17 protein-coding genes are annotated in these 19,203 nt (G+C 51.4%); 6 read left to right on the top strand and 11 right to left on the bottom strand.

The annotated features are described in order from the left end of the window. The first annotated feature begins 619 nt into the window (after positions 1–619). The 3 genes from IE105_RS05830 (at position 620) to IE105_RS05840 (ending at position 2,955) form a co-directional block, all read left to right on the top strand. Positions 620–1,318 (top strand): DUF6090 family protein, encoded by a 699-nt coding sequence (locus tag IE105_RS05830; RefSeq protein ID WP_189496395.1) that lies wholly within the window; start codon positions 620–622, stop codon positions 1,316–1,318. Then, positions 1,318–2,013 carry a DUF6090 family protein gene (locus IE105_RS05835; RefSeq protein WP_189496397.1) on the top strand — a complete coding sequence of 232 codons (696 nt, stop codon included), beginning with the start codon at positions 1,318–1,320 and terminating at the stop codon, positions 2,011–2,013. Before IE105_RS05830 ends, IE105_RS05835 begins: the two co-directional genes overlap by 1 nt. 147 nt (positions 2,014–2,160) lie before the next feature. Next, complete coding sequence (locus IE105_RS05840; protein ID WP_189496399.1) at positions 2,161–2,955, top strand: hypothetical protein; 795 nt, start codon at positions 2,161–2,163, stop codon at positions 2,953–2,955. Between the two features lie 343 nt (positions 2,956–3,298). On the opposite strand, the gene IE105_RS05845 is transcribed toward IE105_RS05840, so the two are convergent. Further along, positions 3,299–4,621: a tyrosine-type recombinase/integrase gene (locus IE105_RS05845; RefSeq protein WP_189496401.1), complete on the bottom strand. Its 1,323-nt coding sequence runs from the start codon at positions 4,619–4,621 to the stop codon at positions 3,299–3,301. A 395-nt stretch (positions 4,622–5,016) separates the two neighbouring features. On the opposite strand from IE105_RS05845, the gene IE105_RS05850 reads away from it, so the two are divergent. Together IE105_RS05850 and IE105_RS05855 are read left to right on the top strand one after the other, a co-directional pair. Further along, the gene (locus IE105_RS05850) at positions 5,017–7,221 is read left to right on the top strand and encodes a hybrid sensor histidine kinase/response regulator (RefSeq protein WP_189496403.1); all 2,205 of its coding nucleotides are present in this window, start codon (positions 5,017–5,019) and stop codon (positions 7,219–7,221) included. A gap of 51 nt (positions 7,222–7,272) precedes the next feature. Next, the gene (locus IE105_RS05855) at positions 7,273–8,967 is read left to right on the top strand and encodes an amidohydrolase (protein ID WP_189496405.1); all 1,695 of its coding nucleotides are present in this window, start codon (positions 7,273–7,275) and stop codon (positions 8,965–8,967) included. Between the two features lie 118 nt (positions 8,968–9,085). On the opposite strand, the gene IE105_RS05860 is transcribed toward IE105_RS05855, so the two are convergent. The 5 genes from IE105_RS05860 to IE105_RS05880 all read right to left on the bottom strand — a co-directional run bounded on the left by IE105_RS05860 (position 9,086) and on the right by IE105_RS05880 (position 13,652). Beyond that, positions 9,086–9,571 carry a YajQ family cyclic di-GMP-binding protein gene (locus IE105_RS05860; protein WP_189496407.1) on the bottom strand — a complete coding sequence of 162 codons (486 nt, stop codon included), beginning with the start codon at positions 9,569–9,571 and terminating at the stop codon, positions 9,086–9,088. 127 nt (positions 9,572–9,698) lie between these two features. Continuing rightward, positions 9,699–10,967, bottom strand: a complete 1,269-nt coding sequence (locus IE105_RS05865) for an acyl-CoA dehydrogenase family protein (RefSeq protein ID WP_233354007.1) — start codon at positions 10,965–10,967, stop codon at positions 9,699–9,701. Between the two features lie 35 nt (positions 10,968–11,002). Continuing rightward, positions 11,003–12,079, bottom strand: coding sequence for a phosphotransferase family protein (locus IE105_RS05870; protein WP_189496410.1), 1,077 nt, complete (start codon positions 12,077–12,079; stop codon positions 11,003–11,005). Next, complete coding sequence (locus IE105_RS05875; protein WP_189496411.1) at positions 12,079–12,864, bottom strand: glucose 1-dehydrogenase; 786 nt, start codon at positions 12,862–12,864, stop codon at positions 12,079–12,081. The genes IE105_RS05870 and IE105_RS05875 overlap by 1 nt, the downstream gene beginning before the upstream one ends. Beyond that, complete coding sequence (locus IE105_RS05880; RefSeq protein WP_189496413.1) at positions 12,864–13,652, bottom strand: SDR family NAD(P)-dependent oxidoreductase; 789 nt, start codon at positions 13,650–13,652, stop codon at positions 12,864–12,866. The genes IE105_RS05875 and IE105_RS05880 overlap by 1 nt, the downstream gene beginning before the upstream one ends. Positions 13,653–13,760: 108 nt before the next feature. Here IE105_RS05880 and IE105_RS05885 point away from each other — a divergent pair, with 108 nt between their 5' ends. Continuing rightward, positions 13,761–15,062: a DUF3667 domain-containing protein gene (locus tag IE105_RS05885; RefSeq protein WP_189496415.1), complete on the top strand. Its 1,302-nt coding sequence runs from the start codon at positions 13,761–13,763 to the stop codon at positions 15,060–15,062. Here the strand turns inward: IE105_RS05885 and IE105_RS05890 are convergent. The 5 genes from IE105_RS05890 to IE105_RS05910 form a co-directional block, all read right to left on the bottom strand. Next, positions 15,031–15,504 (bottom strand): hypothetical protein, encoded by a 474-nt coding sequence (locus tag IE105_RS05890; protein ID WP_189496417.1) that lies wholly within the window; start codon positions 15,502–15,504, stop codon positions 15,031–15,033. The two genes, IE105_RS05885 and IE105_RS05890, sit on opposite strands and share 32 nt — an antisense overlap. Beyond that, positions 15,489–15,875, bottom strand: a complete 387-nt coding sequence (locus IE105_RS05895; RefSeq protein ID WP_189496419.1) for a YcbK family protein — start codon at positions 15,873–15,875, stop codon at positions 15,489–15,491. Before IE105_RS05895 ends, IE105_RS05890 begins: the two co-directional genes overlap by 16 nt. A gap of 115 nt (positions 15,876–15,990) precedes the next feature. Further along, complete coding sequence (locus tag IE105_RS15380; RefSeq protein ID WP_233354008.1) at positions 15,991–17,013, bottom strand: DUF2853 family protein; 1,023 nt, start codon at positions 17,011–17,013, stop codon at positions 15,991–15,993. A 9-nt stretch (positions 17,014–17,022) separates the two neighbouring features. Continuing rightward, entirely contained in the window at positions 17,023–18,117 is a 1,095-nt protein-coding gene (locus IE105_RS05905; RefSeq protein ID WP_189496421.1) for an OmpA family protein, read from the bottom strand. 118 nt (positions 18,118–18,235) lie between these two features. After that, positions 18,236–19,201, bottom strand: a complete 966-nt coding sequence (locus IE105_RS05910) for an NAD(P)H-dependent flavin oxidoreductase (protein WP_189496423.1) — start codon at positions 19,199–19,201, stop codon at positions 18,236–18,238. Positions 19,202–19,203 lie beyond the last annotated feature (2 nt).

Here is a 19,203-nt window from a genome sequence, read left to right on the forward strand (position 1 = left end):
CGTTGTTTTAGTCTGTCTCATGCTTCACTCCATAAGGATGGAGGTGAGCAAAGTCTCTCTTAGCCCAGGCTCAAATCTGTGCCATGAGCGCTGACGTCAGACAGTTGCTCGACTTGGAGATGTGGGAACTCGTCTTCGTGTAAAAGCTCCAGATATGCGGTCTTATCTAATGTCGTTTGAGACCATCATAAGTCCCGCTCTTTTCGAGTAGTGTCGATTTAAGGGCAACTATACCTTGTGAGTTTCTTTGGGTCGAACGGCCCAAAATGATTATCCCATCGAAGTACTTTCAATTCTTGTCGTCGTTCTACGGAGCAGTCCGGAGGTGCAACTTTGGTTACCTTCAACACGTCGATTTTCTCAACTTGCATTCCACCCCCTCTATGAGTGCAGATTCCAATCAATCTGACAGAACATTCCAGCTTGGACGGACTCCTCGCGTTGCGTAAGCTTAATAGAATGGACTCCGACTTTCGCAGCAAAAGCGAGCATCTGTCCGGAGTCCTAAAACGCCCAGAATAAGCCTCTCAACCATCGCTAGACACACTTAGGGAAAGGGGTATGTTCCTCGTCAGGGGATTTGGGGCGCACCATGTTACTACGAGGTTTAACAAAACACGTGAAAGACCAGAACTGGTTTGCCGTGGCGCTCGACTTTTTTATCGTTGTTTTCGGAATTTTGATAGCCTTTCAAATCACGAACTGGAGTGACGCGCGAAGTGAGCGGATTGATGCCGGGAATATTTTGGTGCGGCTGGAACAGGACTTCCAGCAAAAACTTGACCGTACTGACCGGAGTTTGGCTTTATATAAATCCAATCTTGCGGCGGCGGGAAGGCTCATTCGTGGTATCAGGCAAAAACAGCTCGCGGAAGAAACCCTGCTTGATGACATCAGCATTGCGACTGAATATACGCTACCAACGGGCCCTTCAATAACCTATACGGAGCTTGTTTCGGATGGTCGCCTACAGCTCATTCAAAGCGATGAACTCAGGCGAGCCCTGTCTGAGCTCAATGACTACGTCAACTTTGCTCGCGGCCAACACGGTTTTTATACAAGCCCACTGGACAGTTCGAGAGGTACGCTCATCTCAGCTCGAAGTTTAATTGCAACTGGGGTTCCCGTAAAAAAAAATCGTAATTCATTCGCGACGAAAGAGGTCGATCACGCACGTCTGATAAATGACCCGGACATGCTTGCGGCATTACAAACCGCCTATGGAATACAGGACAACCTTCATGCGATCCTACTCGACAATCGGCAAAGCATTCTGGGTATCCTCGACCTCATCAAAGTAGAGCAGAAGAAGAGATAATGCGCCTTCGCTCAGTAACAAAAAACGTGAAAGATCAAAACTGGCTTGCAGTTGCGCTCGACTTTTTTATTGTGGTGACCGGTATCCTCATCGCTTTCCAAATCACAAATTGGAGCGAGACCCGCCAGGACCGGACGCGCGAACAACAGATAGTTAGCCGTTTGCACGCGGATTTTGAAGCGCTTGGCCGACGAACCGAAGAGAAGATTGAGTATTTTGAGTCTAGCATTAACGAAATAGAAGAATTTAGACAGCTGATAATCAACTATCCAGAAAGTGCTGATATCCAGCAAATCAAAGTTTTTTTCGAAACATCTTTCAACCTTCCTAGCCCGTCTGGCCAATCAGACACTTATGCCCAACTCGTCGCCAGTGGGGACATGAAATTACTGTCTAATGATACGCTCCGGGATGAGCTTGTCAGTCATGCCGCGTTAACAGGTCAATTCATGAGTGGAAATCAATCTGTTCGAGAATGGTCACGGCCATATCTCACAGCGCTCGTGAGATTAGGCGCGCTGATTGAAGAAATGGCAATGGATGAAGCGGTTGCTATGTCTGGTTCCAAGGCCGATTTAATTGTCGGAATCAATCTGTATCAGGGTGTTTTTGCAGGCCAATTATCCGTCAATAAATCTCACCAAGAGAGTTTCGCAAAACTTATTAAGATGCTTGCCGAGGAAAGCAGTAAATGATTTTGCGCAAACTCGAGTGTCCTAAAATAGCCTAATCTAAGCCTCTCGCGCTCGGATGCTTAAAACGCTCAAAGAGGGCCGCTCAACCCTCACTAGACTAAATTATGGAAAGCGCTATGTTCTGCAATAGCGGATTGGGGCCGCATCATGAGACTTCGAAGTCTTACAAAACATATCCGCGAGCAGAATTGGCTCGCGGTGACGCTCGATTTCTGCATTGTCGTCTTTGGCGTCGGGGTCGCGCTAATGGGACAGCAATGGTTGAGCAATGGGCAACAACGCGCCGATCTGCGTGTGGCTGAGGCGGCGTTGCAGATTGATCTGTTGACCAATTACAGCAATGCCCAAGAGCGTTTGTCGACAGCCAATTGCCGTAAAGCCAAATATCAGGCGATTGGGGCGCAATTGCTGGAGCCGGGCGAGACGTGGACCCCTGTCTCCATGCCGCCTTATCCAAATTCCGGCGGACCGGCGCTGTCTGATGTGTTTCGATCGCCGCAGCGGTTCTGGGGATCCCGCACGTGGGACGCAGGCCTCGCGCGCGGCACATTCAACCGGATGGCGGATGAACGCCGCGATGCGCTCGACCGTCTCTTCCTGCTTACCCGATATGTCGAAGACATTCAGTTTGAAGTTTACACGCTGCAAGGGCGGATGAAGATGCTGGCGGTCGCGACGACGATCAGCCCGGACGAGCGGCCGCGCTTTTACGAAATTCTGGGGGAGCTGGATGGTAAGAGTACCGCTATCGAGGGCATATCCCGCCAGATTATTGCTTCGATTGAGACGCTAGGCGTCAATGTTCCGGCCAATATCACGGCAGAGGTGTTGGCGGACTTACCCGCCGAAAACGCGCGCAGTGCGGCGCTTTATGGCGATTGCTTTGTGCCGATGGCGTTTCCGATACTGGATATGTCTGTCAGCGGGGGAAACGCGCCATGACCCTCGGTCGTCTGACAAAACACGTGAATGACCAAAACTGGTTCGCCGCGGGGCTAAAAGATCTCGACTATAGCGGTTAGGGAATACGACCTACGGGTGAGCGATAGGGGTGTTTCACCATTCATTCGAGTGTCTCAAAATCGCCTCAAGTAAGACACTGGCTGAGGTCATCTTAAGGAGACTTTCCGAGGTCAGCCTTACCCGGAACTTAGAATCACGTCGTACTGGATTGCCCTGTCAGTTTGACTAGAATCTGCACTTTGAGAGCCCATGACTGTCTTGCCGAGACAGTTTGACCTTCTTCGGCACGCAATCAGAGACACTCTAATCCACTGCCGCGAAATCATTCACTTCCGGAACGTGACACAGGAAGAGTTCTGGTAACCCATTTCGCCTTTCCCCTCTCAATCATGGAATCAAACATTTCTTTCTCTGCCTTACTCTGACCTTCTTTAGTGTTTTGTGGCTTCATAACCGTGGCCTGTTCAAGCTCTGACAGCTCAACACTCGACACAAATTTTGACCAAAGGAGCATTAACTCCGCTCGCTCAATCAGGAAGTCAGTTCGGAGATATGACGCTTCTACCTTGCCATGAATTTTGTGGGCCAAAGAACGCTCTGCAATATCGCGGTTTTGTCCCGTTTCAGCAGCCCAAGTCCGAAAGGACGAACGGAAGCCATGCGGCCGATACTCAAGGCCACGCCGCTCCATCAAACGGCTCATACTAGCATCGGAGATAACCCCTTTTCCTGATTGATTTGGAAAGAGCCATCCATTCCTTTCGAACGGTTCAGCGGCTTTGATGATAGCAAGGCTCTCCGACGACAATGGTGTCCGCCAATCTCGAGTATGCCCCTTTTGTCCTTTCATCATGTCAGCCGGAACAACCCAAACGTTCTTCTCAATATCCTCCGTCCGAAGGAACCGGACTGGCTTTGACCTCGCCCCTGGATTCAGGACAAGAAACTTCAGGGCAAGTTGAACGGGCGTTTCTTCATCTAGGCTCGCAAAGAACTCTGGAACTTTGCCCCACGGCATACTTGGGATATTTTTGACTTGATGACGTTGCTTGCCAAGGAGCGCTTTGGCTTTCTCGACGGCTTGGATATCAACATCCAACCCCATAGCGACCGCATGTTTAAAGACGATTTGAAGACGGTTGATTGCTTTCCGTGCTGTGTCAGCTTTTTCATGCCAAATAGGGCCCAAAGTATCCTTGATGTCGTTTTGAGTGATGCTGACGATCGGTCGCTTACCAAGAGAAGGTAGGACATGAATCTTAAGCGGGCTGAACCACCGCCCCGCTTTGCCATCGGCACGAAGTTCCGCTTGCCGTGCAACGAACGCGATGTCAGCAACATCTGCAAGCGTTACTGTTTTGACAATTTGGGCCTGTCGCGCCGCTTTACGCTCACGCACGGGATCAATGCCATCTATGACAAGTGCTTGATATTCGTCTCTTATCTGGCGAGCTTTGGATAATGACACCTTGCTCAGCCCTCCCAGCCCCATTTGCCTTTGACGACCATGTAGACGAAAGCGATAAATCCACTGACCGTTGTTTCTGTCCGTTTTTCTGAGGAGTAGCCCACCACCGTCACCATACGCCCCTTTTGGACTAGTTTTAATCGCCTTTACAGTAAGCTTGTTTCGAGAATGTGCCATTAGTCTTCCCCTTTATGTACAATTTTATGTACACCAAAAAGTGAGATAGAGCGACACAAGCTGACACAAAGAGATACAATATCAACCGTTAGTAATTGAATTTAAACACAATTTGAACCGCTATGATAACAAACGACACAACATCTCGGTGCACCCTCGCGGCACCAGTTTTTTCTTACACTCAAAATTCTGAAACGTGTCTAAGTCGACGCGTAGAATCACGTAAGCCATCGTATCGCGGCAAAGTATGTATGTGGCGTCCAGTCCAAGACGACCGCCCGCACTGCATTCCCCCACACTTGTCTTCCTGCACTTATTAGATCTCAAACCGACTGCACGGTTCATCAAAACTCAAACAAGACGAGAAAATCTTAACGCCGTCTTTGGATTTAGCTGTGAAAACTAGTATTCATTGGAATTGTGAGGGCATTTTAGTGTCGATAGGCTCAGACGACACACATACAGGCGAGAAATTAGATCGCCGCGTATCCGTTCGTCGTAAAGAAGACTTTTTCTGGCTTAAACGATTGGCCGACTTGACGGGCGAAGCGTGTATCGTTGTCAATCGGAACCTCGGCATCGAATATGTCGATAAAAAAATCTTCGACCTCCTCAAAATTGCGCCGATTAGTCAGGAGGAACTGACTCAACTCAGCCAACTTACGGGCGTCATGGCTGAGCAAGGCTACTTTGGTCAGGGTGACCCAAAAGTCTTCGAGGCCCTGATTTCAGATCTTTTGGTCAATCAGAGATTAAAGCAAAACACCTCAACTCAGATCATCAACGCCGTCACGCCGTCCGGGCAGCACATCGATATCCGGGTTAGTCTCGGACGTGACGATAGCTACCTTCTCTTGATGCGGGATGTGACCCAAGAAGAGCTTAAAAAGCGGGCCTTGGATACGGCCCTTCAAGTTGGTCAAAGTGGGTATTGGCTTTACAATCCACGCACAAAAGATCTTCATGTTCGCGCGGATTCACTCCGGCAACATTTCACGGATAAAAATTTTAAAATCATAGAAAACACTGGCTTCATGGACGTGATTCATCCTGATGATCGGGAAATGGGCGCCGAAGCCATCAACCAAGTTATAAAAACGCGTACACCTAACATTATGACGCTTCGCATTCTTGGCGATGATAAAACGGTGCACTGGCTCAAATCTCATGTGATGCCGAACATTGATGAAGGTGGCAAAGTCAGGTCGTTGATTTGCTTTTTTACTGACATCACCCCGCAAATGCAGATCCAACAAGATCTCCGCGATGCGCAGACGATTACTGAAGCTGCACTTAAAGCGAAAAATGAATTTCTCGGGCGCCTCTCTCACGAAGTCCGTACACCGCTCAATGCCGTGATTGGCATGGCCGACGCCCTTGTTCACAATTGTAAAGACGACACGATACGCCCTCAGCTCCTCTTGATACAGAACTCAGCTGAAAAAGTGATGGAGATGGTCGACGGTACGCTCGAACATACGAAACTGGCCGATGACGCAGTCGAACTTAATTTACGAGGGTGCTCGCCCAGTGAACTTGTCACAACAGTTTGCCAAAAGTGGGTGGACAAAGCCGCGTTGGAAAACACGCAGCTCTCCTTTGCGATCCACCCTGATGTCCCTAAAACAATGGTGCTTGATGATTATCGTTACGAGCAATGCCTCAGCAACCTTCTCTCAAACGCCATAAAGTTTACCCCGGGCGGTACGGTAAAAGTCATCCTCGCGCCCAAAGGAAAAGGCGACAATCAACACCTTGTCCTCGCTGTGCGTGACAATGGTATTGGGATGACGACTGAGTCCCTAGAGCATATTTTTCAACCCTTCAGGCAGGCCAATAAGTCAATTTCCAGCCGCTTCGGCGGGACGGGTTTAGGGCTTTCGATCGTCAAAGATCTTGTCGACTTAATGGGCGGGCGTATCAATGTGACCTCTGAGTTTGGCAAGGGAACATTGTTCGCGATTACATTTCCGATTGTCTCTGCTGAGGCCGCACCAGTATTAGCTGGGCCAACACCTCAAGAAACTCCAACTAGACCCGAAAAAATTGTCCTGTCAAAGCCAAACATCAAACCTATTTCTGTCCCTGCCGTGGCGATACAAGTGCAGGTTCCGTCTTCACACACGACACCCAAAAACACGCAGTCAAATTCATTATTTGACCAAATTTTGGATAAGGGCAATTCTAAAGAAAACCCATACAGCAATCTACGCGTTCTAATTGTCGATGATAATGCCACAAATCATATCGTGGTGAGCTCCCTGCTCTCCCATGTCGTCGGTGAAATCACGACAGCTTTAAACGGCCAAGAAGCGTTAGATCAGCTTAAGCTGAAAACGTTCGACCTTGTTCTCATGGATATTCATATGCCGGTTATGGACGGCATTGAGACAACGCTGGCTATTCGGAGTGAACCCTCCCGCTATCAGAACGTCCCGATCATCGCGCTCACCGCCGACCCCCAATATCAACAGGCGCGCTTATGCCGAAATATTGGGATGAATGCATCGCTTGGTAAGCCGATCAAACTCGCGGCCCTGCTTCAAGCATTTGATGAAGTGCTGCTCGATGACGATAGGAAAGTCGCGTCGGCGGCATAATCTTTAATTTATTCCGCTGACAGTCATCCCTTCTCACGATAAGATCAGCCCATGATAAGAACACTCCCCGCACTCTCAGCCCTTCTTCTTTTGTCCGCCTGTGGCCAAGCTATCGCGCCCGCAAGCCCTGAACTCGCCGCCGTTAACGGCTGGTGTTTTAGCGGCGGAACAATCTACACCGCGGATGACGCCCAACCCACAGCAGACGCCGTTGCCGTTATCGGCAATAAAATCACCTATGTTGGTGCGGATGAAGGCGATTGGTGCCCTGAACAGGCCGTCCCGTATGATCTTAACGGATACACCCTCTATCCCGGCCTCACTGATGCTCATGCGCACCTGATCGGAATCGGAAAGCGCGAGATGGAACTTGACCTCACATCCGCAAAATCTGTTTTAGGATTACAAGACCTCGTCCGTGCCGTGGTTATCACGACACCCGTTGGTGAAACAGTGTTTGGTGACGGATGGATAGAGACGCATTGGCCTGAAGGTCGGTTCCCGACACGCCAGGATCTGGATGCCGTTTCGACGGACCATCCCATCATTCTGCAACGTGCTGATGGTCACGCTGCTGTTGCCAATAGCTTGGCTTTATCCATGTCTAAAATTGATGGATCCACAGAGGCGCCTTTTGGCGGGGCAATCAATCTCGATACCGAGGGCAACCCGACTGGAATGCTGATCGATAACGCGCAGAGATTGGTTTTTGGATTAATGCCGGCGATGGACGCTGAAACTCGGTCACGCGCCTTCAAACTTGGGTCTGATGTCTATGCGTCGCGCGGTTGGACCAACATTCATTCGATGAGCGTGATGCACAGCAATGTCGATATGATCAATCAAATGGCCAATGATGGCGATATATCCATTCGCGTTTATAATTCTCTCGGACTTCCTGAAAGCGGCCCAAGCGACAAAGTTGCGGCAATGGCTGGCGGATTGTCCGGCGACGCGCCCCATGTCACAACGCGCGCCATCAAGCTGTATGCAGACGGCGCACTCGGCTCACGCGGCGCGGCTTTGCTACTCCCTTATTCAGACGATCTCAACAATAGCGGCCTGATGACATTAGAGCGGGACCGGGCGATCCCGATCTTCGAAGCCGCTTTACGCAACGGTATCCAAGTCAACACCCACGCCATTGGTGACAAAGGCAACCAAGAAACCCTGAATTGGTATGAAGAAGCCTTCAACAACGTCCCAAAATCAGAATGGGCGGTGCAAGAACCGCGCTGGCGGATTGAACACAGCCAAATTCTCGACCCCTCTGACATTTCTCGATTCAAAAGCCTGGGTGTGATCCCCTCTATGCAACCGAGCCACGCCATCGGTGATTTGCACTTTGCCGTTGATCGCCTCAGCACGGACCGACTCGAAGGTGCTTACGCCTGGCGCGCCTTGATCGACAGCGGTGTGATTGTTGCGGGCGGTTCTGACGCCCCTGTTGAGGTCGGCGATCCCCGAATCGAACTACATGCGGCTATTCAGCGGACTGACCTAGACGGCTACTCCAACGAAAACTGGGGTCTTGATCAACGCGTGGCACCGCAAGAAGCGCTGAAAATGTTCACGCTCTGGCCAGCCCATGCCGCTTTCCAGGAAAATGAACTCGGCTCCATCGAAGTGGGTAAACTTGCCGACTTCTCCGTCTTTGACAAAGACATGCTCGATCCCGCTGTCGAACCGATGGATGCGAACCCGGTCATGACCATGGTCGACGGTAACGTTATTTGGAGCCGTTAGGGTCTAAGAGGATGTGTCGTGATAAACGACATCACGACACCCCTGTCTGACGCGGCCACAGGATAGGCGAAGAGATAATTTCTCAGGTTATGACGAAAGCCCGTGACTTAGGTTTGGCTTAGTCGCGAAAGTTCTTGAACTGAACAGGCTGTTCCAAACCTAAGTCTTTCACAAACTGCATCGCGCTTTGTAAATCATCGCGCTTTTTACCTGTGACGCGCAATTCTTCGCCTTGAATTGAGACCTGAACTTTCATCTTCGAGCCTTTGATCTCTTTGACAATTTTGCGAGCCATGTCGCGATCAATGCCTTCTTTGACCACGATCATTTGACGCACGCTGGCCCCAGCTGCAGGGTCGATTTTCTGATAATCCAACTGCCCCGGCCCAATGCTGCGTCTTTGTAGGTGGCCCCGAATAAGTTCATGCATTTGATTGAGCTTCATGTCGTCGTCAGCGAAAACCTTGATCCCACCGTCAACGACTTCAACCGTGCTCTTACTGCCCTTGAAATCATACCGTGTGCCGACTTCGCGCATGACGTTTTGCACCGCGTTCTCGACTTCGGACATGTCGACTTCGGACACGATATCAAAAGATGGCATGGGTGGCTCCTGAGATAGTCTGAATGAGACTCTGAAATAGGGATCATTTGCGCGCCCTGCAACTCCCGGACACGCAACGAAAAACGCCGCCCAAAGGGGCGGCGCAAAATCGATGATATGAAAGTTGTTAGACTTTCTGGTTCGTATAGCCACGCAGCTCTTTACGCGCGACTTGCATCCGGTGAACGGCATCCGGGCCATCCGCGAAACGCAAGGTCCGCATTTGCACGAACATATTGGCAAGAGGTGTGTCTTGGCTGATTCCGACACCACCATGCATTTGCATGGCTTCGTCGATGACTTTCAATGCAACCTGCGGAGCCGCCACCTTAATCATGGAAATATAAGGTCCGGCCGCCCGGTGATCGCCAGTATCCATCAAGGATGCCGCTTTCAGACATAATAGACGCGCTTGCTCGATGCCAATGCGGCAATCGGCAATAATATCATAATTCCCGCCCAATTTGGCAAGTGGGCGACCAAAGGCCTCACGAGATGTGGCGCGTTTGCAAAGCAATTCCAACGCCCGTTCTGCTTGACCAATCGCGCGCATACAGTGGTGAATACGGCCAGGGCCGAGGCGGCCTTGACTGACTTCAAAACCGCGACCTTCGCCAATCAATAGCGCATCAGCCGGAATGCGAACATTATCAAATTTCATGTGCAAGTGACCGTGCGGCGCATCATCTTGACCGAAAATCGTCATCGCGCGGAGTTTTGTGATTCCTGGCAAATCAGCGGGCACGACAAACATCGAGTGCTGCTTATGGCGACGGGACATGTCGTCGCCCTTAGCTTCTGTGCGAGCCATCAAAATATAAACCTCGCAACGCGGATCACCCGCACCCGAAGACCAATATTTCTCACCATTCAGGACCCATTCATCGCCGTCTTTGACCGCGCTGAATTCGAGATTCGTTGCATCAGACGATGCGACATCTGGTTCTGTCATCAGGTAAGCGGACCGAACTTTCCCTTCCAGCATCGGCTTCAACCAACGCTCTTTATGCTCTTCCGTGCCGTATTTTTCGAACACTTCCATATTGCCTGTATCGGGCGCGGAACAGTTAAACACTTCCGGCGCCAGATGACACCAACCCATTTGTTCAGCCAAGTGAGCATATTCGACCGTCGTCAGACCAAACCCTTTATCAGACGCCGTCAAACCTGTTTTCGTGAGCCAGAAATTCCATAGGTTTTTCGAACGCGCTTTTGCTTTTAAGGCTTCCAGTGTTTCCAGCTGCCACGGCGTATGCGCCCAACGATCGGCCGCGTTGGCCGTTTCATGATGCCATTTTTCTTCGATTGGCAGGACGTCGTTCTGAACGATCTCGCGCACTTCGGCGAGAATCGGCTTCAAGCGCTCGGTTACTCCGAGGCACATATTATCACTCATCTTAGTCTCCTTGAAAAATAGGACGTAAAGGCGGCCTAGAGGCTGCCCGTATTAATTTTATGGCGCGCGAGAGCGCCGAGCGCTTCGACGGATTTATCCATAACCGCAAACCGTTCGTCCTGCGTTTGACCGCGGACATATCTGGCGTGGATTTGTTGAATAATCACAGCCAAACGCCAGATTCCGTAGACAAAATGGTAGTGGATATCGGACACGTCATAGCCGGTCTTCTCACCATACCGATCGGCAAATTCGCGGCGGCTTGGCATGCCCGGTGCCGCCGACGGCTGTCGGATCATCAAATGCATCGGCGCAGGGTCTGAGGCCTCGATCCAGTAAGACAGCGTATTGCCGAGATCCATCAACGGATCGCCAATCGCACAAATTTCCCAATCTAGCAGTGCCGCAATCTTACGCGGGTCACGCGCATCCAAAATGGCGTTATCAACGCGATAATCCCCATGCAAAACACCGACATTGCCCGATTCGGCGGGCATCTCATCTTCAAGCCACTTCTGGACATCTTCAAAACGGGTAATCCCGTCTGTCCAGGCATTGTTCCAACGGCGATTCCAACCATCAATTTGGCGTTTGACATAGCCGTCGGGCTTACCAAAATCCTCAAGCCCGAGCGATTTGTAATCTAGCGTATGTAGCTTTGCGAGCGCATCGATGAAGTTCTCACCGAGCTGCCCCGTGTCATCCTCAGACCAATTCCATTCAGACGGAATTGTCTTATGAATCAGTGGTCCATCGACCCGGTCCATGACGTAAAATTCCTTGCCGATAATGCTCTCATCGTCGGTGTAGAAAACCGTATTCGGGACTTGATCAAACGCCGGCTTCAAATCGCGCATAATCCGGTATTCCCGGAACATATTATGTCCCGCTTTCGGTAATGGACCAAATGGCGGACGACGAAGCACCATCCGGCGATCCGGATAGTCGATGGCATATGTCAGGTTCGAGTTACCCGATGGATATTGCGTGACCTTTGGCGTACCGGACAAGCCTTCGACACTGGCCTTTAACGCAGCATCAACGGCCGCAACATCGAGCCCTTCGCCCTCGCGAACGTCAATCGTCGCATTCTCTCCAATTGCCGACGTCATTATAGGGTCGCCCCGCCATCAACGACAGTACATTGACCCGTGTAGAAGCTTGCTTCGTCAGAGACCATGAATATCACCGCACCGACCATTTCTTCAGGTTGCGCGAAGCGTTTAATCGCCATGGTCATATCGAGATACTTGTCGACATCCGGCGCATTTTTGAGCGCGCTTGCCAATTTGGTATCAACCGGCCCGGGAAGCAGTGCATTGACGCGAACGCCCTCGCCATTTTTGTCGTCTGAATATTCCTTTGCCATGCCTTGTGTCATGGCAATCAAAGCCGACTTCGTCATCGCATAGATCACGCGGTTTTCCGCAGGCTGGAGCCCATCTATCGATGCCACATTGACGACAGAGCCGCCACCATCACGTTTTAATAGGGGGTAAGCTTTGCTGGTCAGGAAATAGGGTCCGCGGGTATTAACGGCGAACGTCTTGTCATACGCGTCTTCTGTTGCACTATGCGCTGGGCCGTAATGAGGGTTCGTCGCGCCATTGTTAATCAGAATATCAAGCCGACCATGCTCGGCCTCGATCTGCGCCAGAACTTTATCATGGTGAGACAGGTCGCCCAAATGAAGCTCAGCAAAACTGGCGCTTCCGCCCTTCGCTTTAATGTCGTCCGCAACTTTTGCGCAGGCTTCGGGCTTGCGCGATGTGCAAACCACATGCGCACCCTGCTCTGCCAAACCGTGGGCGATCGCTTCGCCAATGCCGCGCGAAGCGCCCGCGACGAGGGCCACTTTTCCGGTTAAATCAAATCTCTTTTTTTCGTCCTTAGCCATTATTCGCTGTCCTTGAAGATGTAGCTTTTTGTTTCTTTGAGCTTTGCCAGCATTTTTCGCATGCCAGATAACCACGCATCGGGATTTGCGGCACGATACGCGTAATATTCACCCGCAACAGGATGCGGCAACACGAGGAATTTTTCGTCCTCAATGGCTTTACGGAGGGCCTCAGCCACATCTTCAGGCTCTAACAGCTTTTCGCGTTGGCCTGAGAAATCGACGCCCGCAGTCATGTTCGTGCGGACATATTGCGGACAGATACAATGGCTGTGAACGCCCGCGTCGCCATGTTCGATCTCAATGCTTTCTGCAAAAGAGACGGCCGCATGTTTCGTGGCGCTATAGCTCGCAGAACCAACTTGATTGAGCAATCCTGCGGCCGAAGCCGTAATTACAAAACGTCCGTCACCCCGCTCCAACCAACCCGGCATCAATCGACGCGCCGCATAAACACTGCCCATCACATTGACTTGCCAGCTTGATTCCCAGCTCGCGTTCGATCCACCCGCAACGTGCGGACCGTTCCCATCGCCGACACCCGCGTTAGAAATATATATGTCGATAGGGCCCAGATCAGCTTCCGCTTGATCAATAAACGCGATGACAGATTGTTCTGACGACACGTCGCACACATAGGCTTTACCGCCCATCTCGTGCGCATAAGCAGTCGGCGGCGACAAGTCCGATAGAGCCACTTTGGCTCCATGCTTTGCGAACATTTCCCCGATGGCTCGACCGATACCACCTGATGCGCCGGTTACGGCGACTATTTTATTTTCAAACATGTTCGTGTCTTAACGCCATCAATCTGCTGTGCAACCCGAACCGCGCGGCTTCACATAGTCGATCCGTGTGTCATAAGAGACAGTATGGGGAGCGAAGAACAATGCATAATGGATGAACTATCGGCGAACGACTCGGGTTTGCTTGATGCTGATAATGTTCCGAACGCGAACCAATCCCTGACCTGTTTCTCCTGCGAAGAGCCTATGACGGGCCTCTACTGCTATGCGTGCGGGAATAAGAACGACAATTATCGCCGCTCTGTCTGGTCGCTTGGGTCTGAACTGTTCCAAAACTTAACGGCATTTGAAGGCCGTATTTGGGCCAGCTTGTCCAGTCTAGTCTTCAAACCGGGGCAAATGGCCCGCGAATATGCGGATGGCGCACGGCAGAGGTGGACTTCTCCCATCCGTCTCTTTCTCGCGACGTCACTCGTCTTGTTTGGTTACATCGCCCTGTCAGGCACACAAATCATCGTCCTCGGCGATATTGAGTCTGGCGACGCACGGTCCAAACAGGGCATTAATTTCGAGGTTGACGAAGAAAAATATAATCAGCGTCTCTTATTTTTTGTCCGAGAATCAAAACTGAAAACGCCCCCATCTGACCGGGTGGCGTTGATCAGTGACGGGTTTAATCTCAACATCGGCCAAAACCGTACGCCAGAATCGCTGCGTGCCGCCATCGACGACCTCACTTTGCAAATTGAGCAGACGGACTCGGAGATTACAATGGAAGCCTTAGCCGCAACGCGCAAAGGGCTGATGCAAACTCTGGCAAAAGCAGAGGCCCAAACAGCGACTGAAACAACGGACGCCCCTCAAACAGAGCCCCCTGTGGGCGACGAAACGACCCCGGATGATAGTGGCCGAACCCTATCTTTCCCGGGCACAAATGGAGAGATTATCACGCTTGATGGGCAGGGCATGTCGGATCTGTACGCTCGCATCCTTCGCAACCCAGCAGTCGTCAACAATCAACTGAACACGAAGCTGAAATGGGCAATGTTTTTCATGATGCCGTTTGCGATGTTCATGGGCGCGATCTTTATTCGCGGCCGAGAAACAGCCATGCTCTATGACCATCTCGTTCATGCGGCCTATGTGCATGCGTTCTCATTCTTGCTGCTGTTCATATTCATTCTTCTGTCGCAATACACCGCGATCTCATATCTCATCGTTTGGTACACCGTGATATTGCTCGTGTATTTACCTTGCTCCGTTAAACGGGCATTCCGCCGGGGCTGGTTTAAATCTTTACTGACGGCTTACGGCGTTGGCTGGGTTTATACATGGACCATGCTGTTCATCGCGACCGCCATCCTCGCCACAGCTTTGCAATCCGTGGCACTCGACATTTCGGATCATAGTCCCACTCGCCCTATTCCGCAGACGGTCGTGCCGGGGGCTTAGGCGCGCGATCACCAAACCACCACAAGGTCGCCGCTGTCGCCGCAAAAACCGCCGCGTCGATGACGCTGCCATCGCCCGTTTGCGCAAAGATGAAAGCGGTGATCAACCATAGCAAAAGCGTGAGTACAGGGCGAACGAGCCGAAGCGTATTGACCACCCAGCGGCTTCCTTCACCAATCGCAGCCTCCGCCAGAATTGACGCTTCGAGCCCTTTCCAACTGCCAGACTGTGCAATGAGCGCCAGCTCAGCTTCAGTTTCTTGTGCATTGGCCTGCATCGTCAGCTCATGCAATTTTAGCTCATGCGACCAGCGCGCCTGTTCTTGATTGAAGGTCTGCTTACGCTCAAAAAACCCTGCAATACGTCCCAATCCTGTCCCAATAAGACCGAACAGTCCGCTCGCGGCGGCATCGAGTGAGAGAGTGGCTAATCCTGTTGCCATAGCGTCCTCGCTTTGCGTGTGCCGAACCATTGCCGCACCGGACCCATGTCAGCGTGTATGAAGGTGGTGTAGAAACCAAAACCCGTAAATCCCGCCTCACTGAGGGACATGTATAAAGCGCCCGGATCATGGTCCCGTAGGGCGATATCAACGGCAAGACGAAGATGTTGGGACCTCGACGCACCCCCGACACGGGCATTATGCAAGCTGCAACGGTGGGCGGAGAGGATGTGAAACGGTCGCCCAATCTGATCACGGGCGGCCTGCAACGCATCCATGAACGCTGGCCAATGATAGGCCTGCTCACAATGGCGACAGGACATCTCAACACGACTAAAATCAGGCCAACGCCAATTTGTTTGATTTGTCATGCTATAAACATGACGGCGCTTTTCAGACCGAGGATCAGTCTTTGGCCAGATATAAAAAAACCCGCCTAGGGGCGGGTTTAAGATCGTTTTTAAAAAGTGGTTTTACGCGGATAGACTAATTGAACAATTCCAGCTTCTTCACTTTTTTCGCCGCAAGGTAATAGAAGGTCACGCGCGATTTCATACGCTGCCCCTTCATTTCCTCACAAACAGATTTGACCAGATCCATCTGACCGTCTTCAACACCGAGTTTCTTCGTCACGAAACCTTTTGCAACCGTTTGCAACTCAGTCTCATCCGAACATGCGACAAGGCTGCTATCGCGAGAGCGAAGTGAGACACCGCAATATTTGACGATGTTTTCAACGACAGTCTTGGACGCACGCGCATCATACTTTTTGACGTTCTCATAGTATTTATCAAGCTTCGCATCAGACTTTGGGGCCGCCTTCTTTTTCGCAGGAGCGGCCTTCGCCGTTGCTGCTTTTGGCTTAGCCGCGGTCTTTTTCGCTGCCGCGGTTTTCTTTGCCGCAGGCTTTTTCGCCGCGGGTTTCTTGGCGGCAGCAGGCTTCTTGGCGGCAGCAGGTTTCTTCGCCGCCTTCTTAGCGGGGGCGGCAGCCGTTACAGCAGCAGCTGTGGCAACGGCGGCAGCCGCAGCTTTTGGCTTAGCGGTGCTTTTCTTCGCGACAGTCTTTTTGGCCGGCGCCTTCTTAGCAGTCGCCTTGGCTTTTTTGACCGGCTTGGCGTCATCCGCCCCACCCATCTCAGCCAGACGGCTATCAAGATATTTCACACGGGCTGCGAGATAGCGATTTTGCCATTCCAGCGCATAAGTGTCATCGGCCTCTGTTGTCTTAGTCGTCACATCTCCTGAGGCCGCGACCACTGGGGACGCTGCAAGCTGAGTTTTCAGATCAGAGACTTCAGAGTCACGTCCCGCGACGCGACTTTCAAGATCTTGAACTCGCGCCCGAAGACTGTCGGCTTCGGCCCTTAACGCGCCCTCACCTTCGACGCTCAGATCACCGGCGCGCTTTGTTGAAGGCTTCAGGAGCCAACCCAATATAAAACCGATCATCCCGATGATCAGTGACGGTATGAGGTAGTAAGCCCCCAAAAATCCAAAAAAATTGTCCATGTGTTCTTCCTATTCGGCTCTGCTCAGGATGAATTCGATTCGACGGTTTTGTTCCCGTCCTTCAGGGGTCGCATTGCTGGCGATAGGATTATCAGATCCCAAGCCACGCGCGGCAAGACGGGCCAATTCAATCCCACCTTGTTCACTTAGGTAAAACAGCACGGCATTCGCACGGTCTTCAGAAAGCTTTTGGTTCATCTCTGCTTCACCATCACTGGACGTATATCCATTAATAGCAATGCGGAAGTTAGGGCACTGATTGGCCGCGCTGGCCAGTTCAGCCAACAGATCGAAATTACGATCTCCACGGATAACCGCTTCGCTTGATGCGAAATTTATTTTCCGCCCGTTACGAAGATCGTCGAGAAGACCTTGGCAAATCGTTTGCGAACCCGACTGACCAAAGACTTGGACAGGCACTTGAGGCACAGCAACATTGCCAACAAAATTATACCCTTCCGACGTGCCGTCACCCATCAAACCATAAAGCGCTTGCTGAATATCGCGAGACGAAGATTTACCTTGGAGAGACCCTTCGAAGTCTTCGATCAAAAGCCGACCTGAATCGAGCTGAGCAAGGTTACGCATGTAAAGGGTGATGACATCAGTCCAGCGTCCGTCGGGCGCACCGCTCGCGAGAATTAATCTATCATCGGCGACGTTATCGTTTCCGAAAATCTCGACGGCATTGCGAAGGATCGTTCCCCGAATTTCTTCTGAAGGAACATAACCGTTCAGGATGACGGTGCCACTTTCAGTTTTGCGCGCTGAAAAGCTATAGGGAGATTGTGTTGGCAACGCCGCCAGTTCAACGACTTTTGTTGCATCTTCAACGGTATGCCAGCGATGCTTGTCTTTGCACGCCGAGCAATATGCGTCAGTCGCAATCTGAATCGCGTTCTGTTGTTCAGCGAGGCTTGGCGCGGTTCCGGAGACTCGTGCTTCATTGCCGCTCATTTCGACATCGGCCCAATCATAGCCCGCCGTCACAAGATCTGTTTTAATGTTGCTTTGCATATCTGCCATTCGCGTCTCGGCGGTCATAAGACCGTAGCCAAGCCCAACGAACATCAGAATGATCGCGCCCAATATCCAGCGACCCATTATCATTCTCCCAGTTCCCCACACGAAGTCCGTATAGGACTAACGTACCAATGGTAAACGATAGATGCCGCCACCGTAAACCCTTAATGAATTGATAACTGATTAAGCGTGGGATGGATTAGGCGTGGGAGGAAAGTCGCGCCAAAGCAGATTTGAATTCGGTTTCCAGCGTGTTCACGACGTCGGCGACCGACGTGGAGCTGTCGATCGTTCCAACGCCCTGCCCCGCGCCCCAGATATCTTTCCAAGCTTTCTTGTCCGTATTACCACCGGATCCAAAATTCATGGACGTCTTGTCAGCCGTTGGCAGATTGTCTGGATCCATACCCGCTTTTACAATCGAGCCGCGCAAGTAGTTTCCGTGTACACCGGTAAAAAGTGGAGAATAGACGATGTCCGCGCCAGAGCTATCAACAATTTCTTGTTTATAGGCGGCTTCGGCATTGGCCTCATCCGTCGCAATAAAGCGCGTGCCCATATAGGCCATATCCGCACCAATCCCGATTGCGCCCGCGATAGACCCGCCTGTACTCATGGATCCGCTACATAAGATCGGACCATCGAAGAATTTGCGGATTTCAGGAATGAGCGCAAAAGGCGACAAAGTACCCGCGTGACCGCCCGCGCCGGCACAGACGGCAATGATACCGTCTGCACCCATGCTCAGCGCTTTTTTGGTGTGACGGATGTTCGTGACGTCATGCAGAATGATCCCGCCATAAGAATGAGCAGCGTCATAGACTTTCTGATTGGCTTGAAGCGACGTGATGATGATCGGCACTTCGTGCTTCACGCAAACTTCCATATCATGCGCCAGTCGATTGTTCGACGGATGACAAATCTGATTAACCGCAAACGGTGCGACAATGGCGTCAGGATTATCGCGCTGATAGGCTTCGAGCTCCAGCTTGATCCGGACGATCCATTTTTCCAGCATATCAGCCGGCCGGGCATTCAACGCAGGGAAGCTGCCAATAATACCGGCTTTGCATTGCGCAATCACGAGGTCCGGACCGGACACGATAAACAAAGGTGCCGCGATAACGGGAATTCGCGTCTGTTTAAGAATATCGGGAAGAGCCATAG

The organism is Algimonas arctica (assembly GCF_014652695.1).
Lineage (GTDB): Bacteria > Pseudomonadota > Alphaproteobacteria > Caulobacterales > Maricaulaceae > Litorimonas > Litorimonas arctica.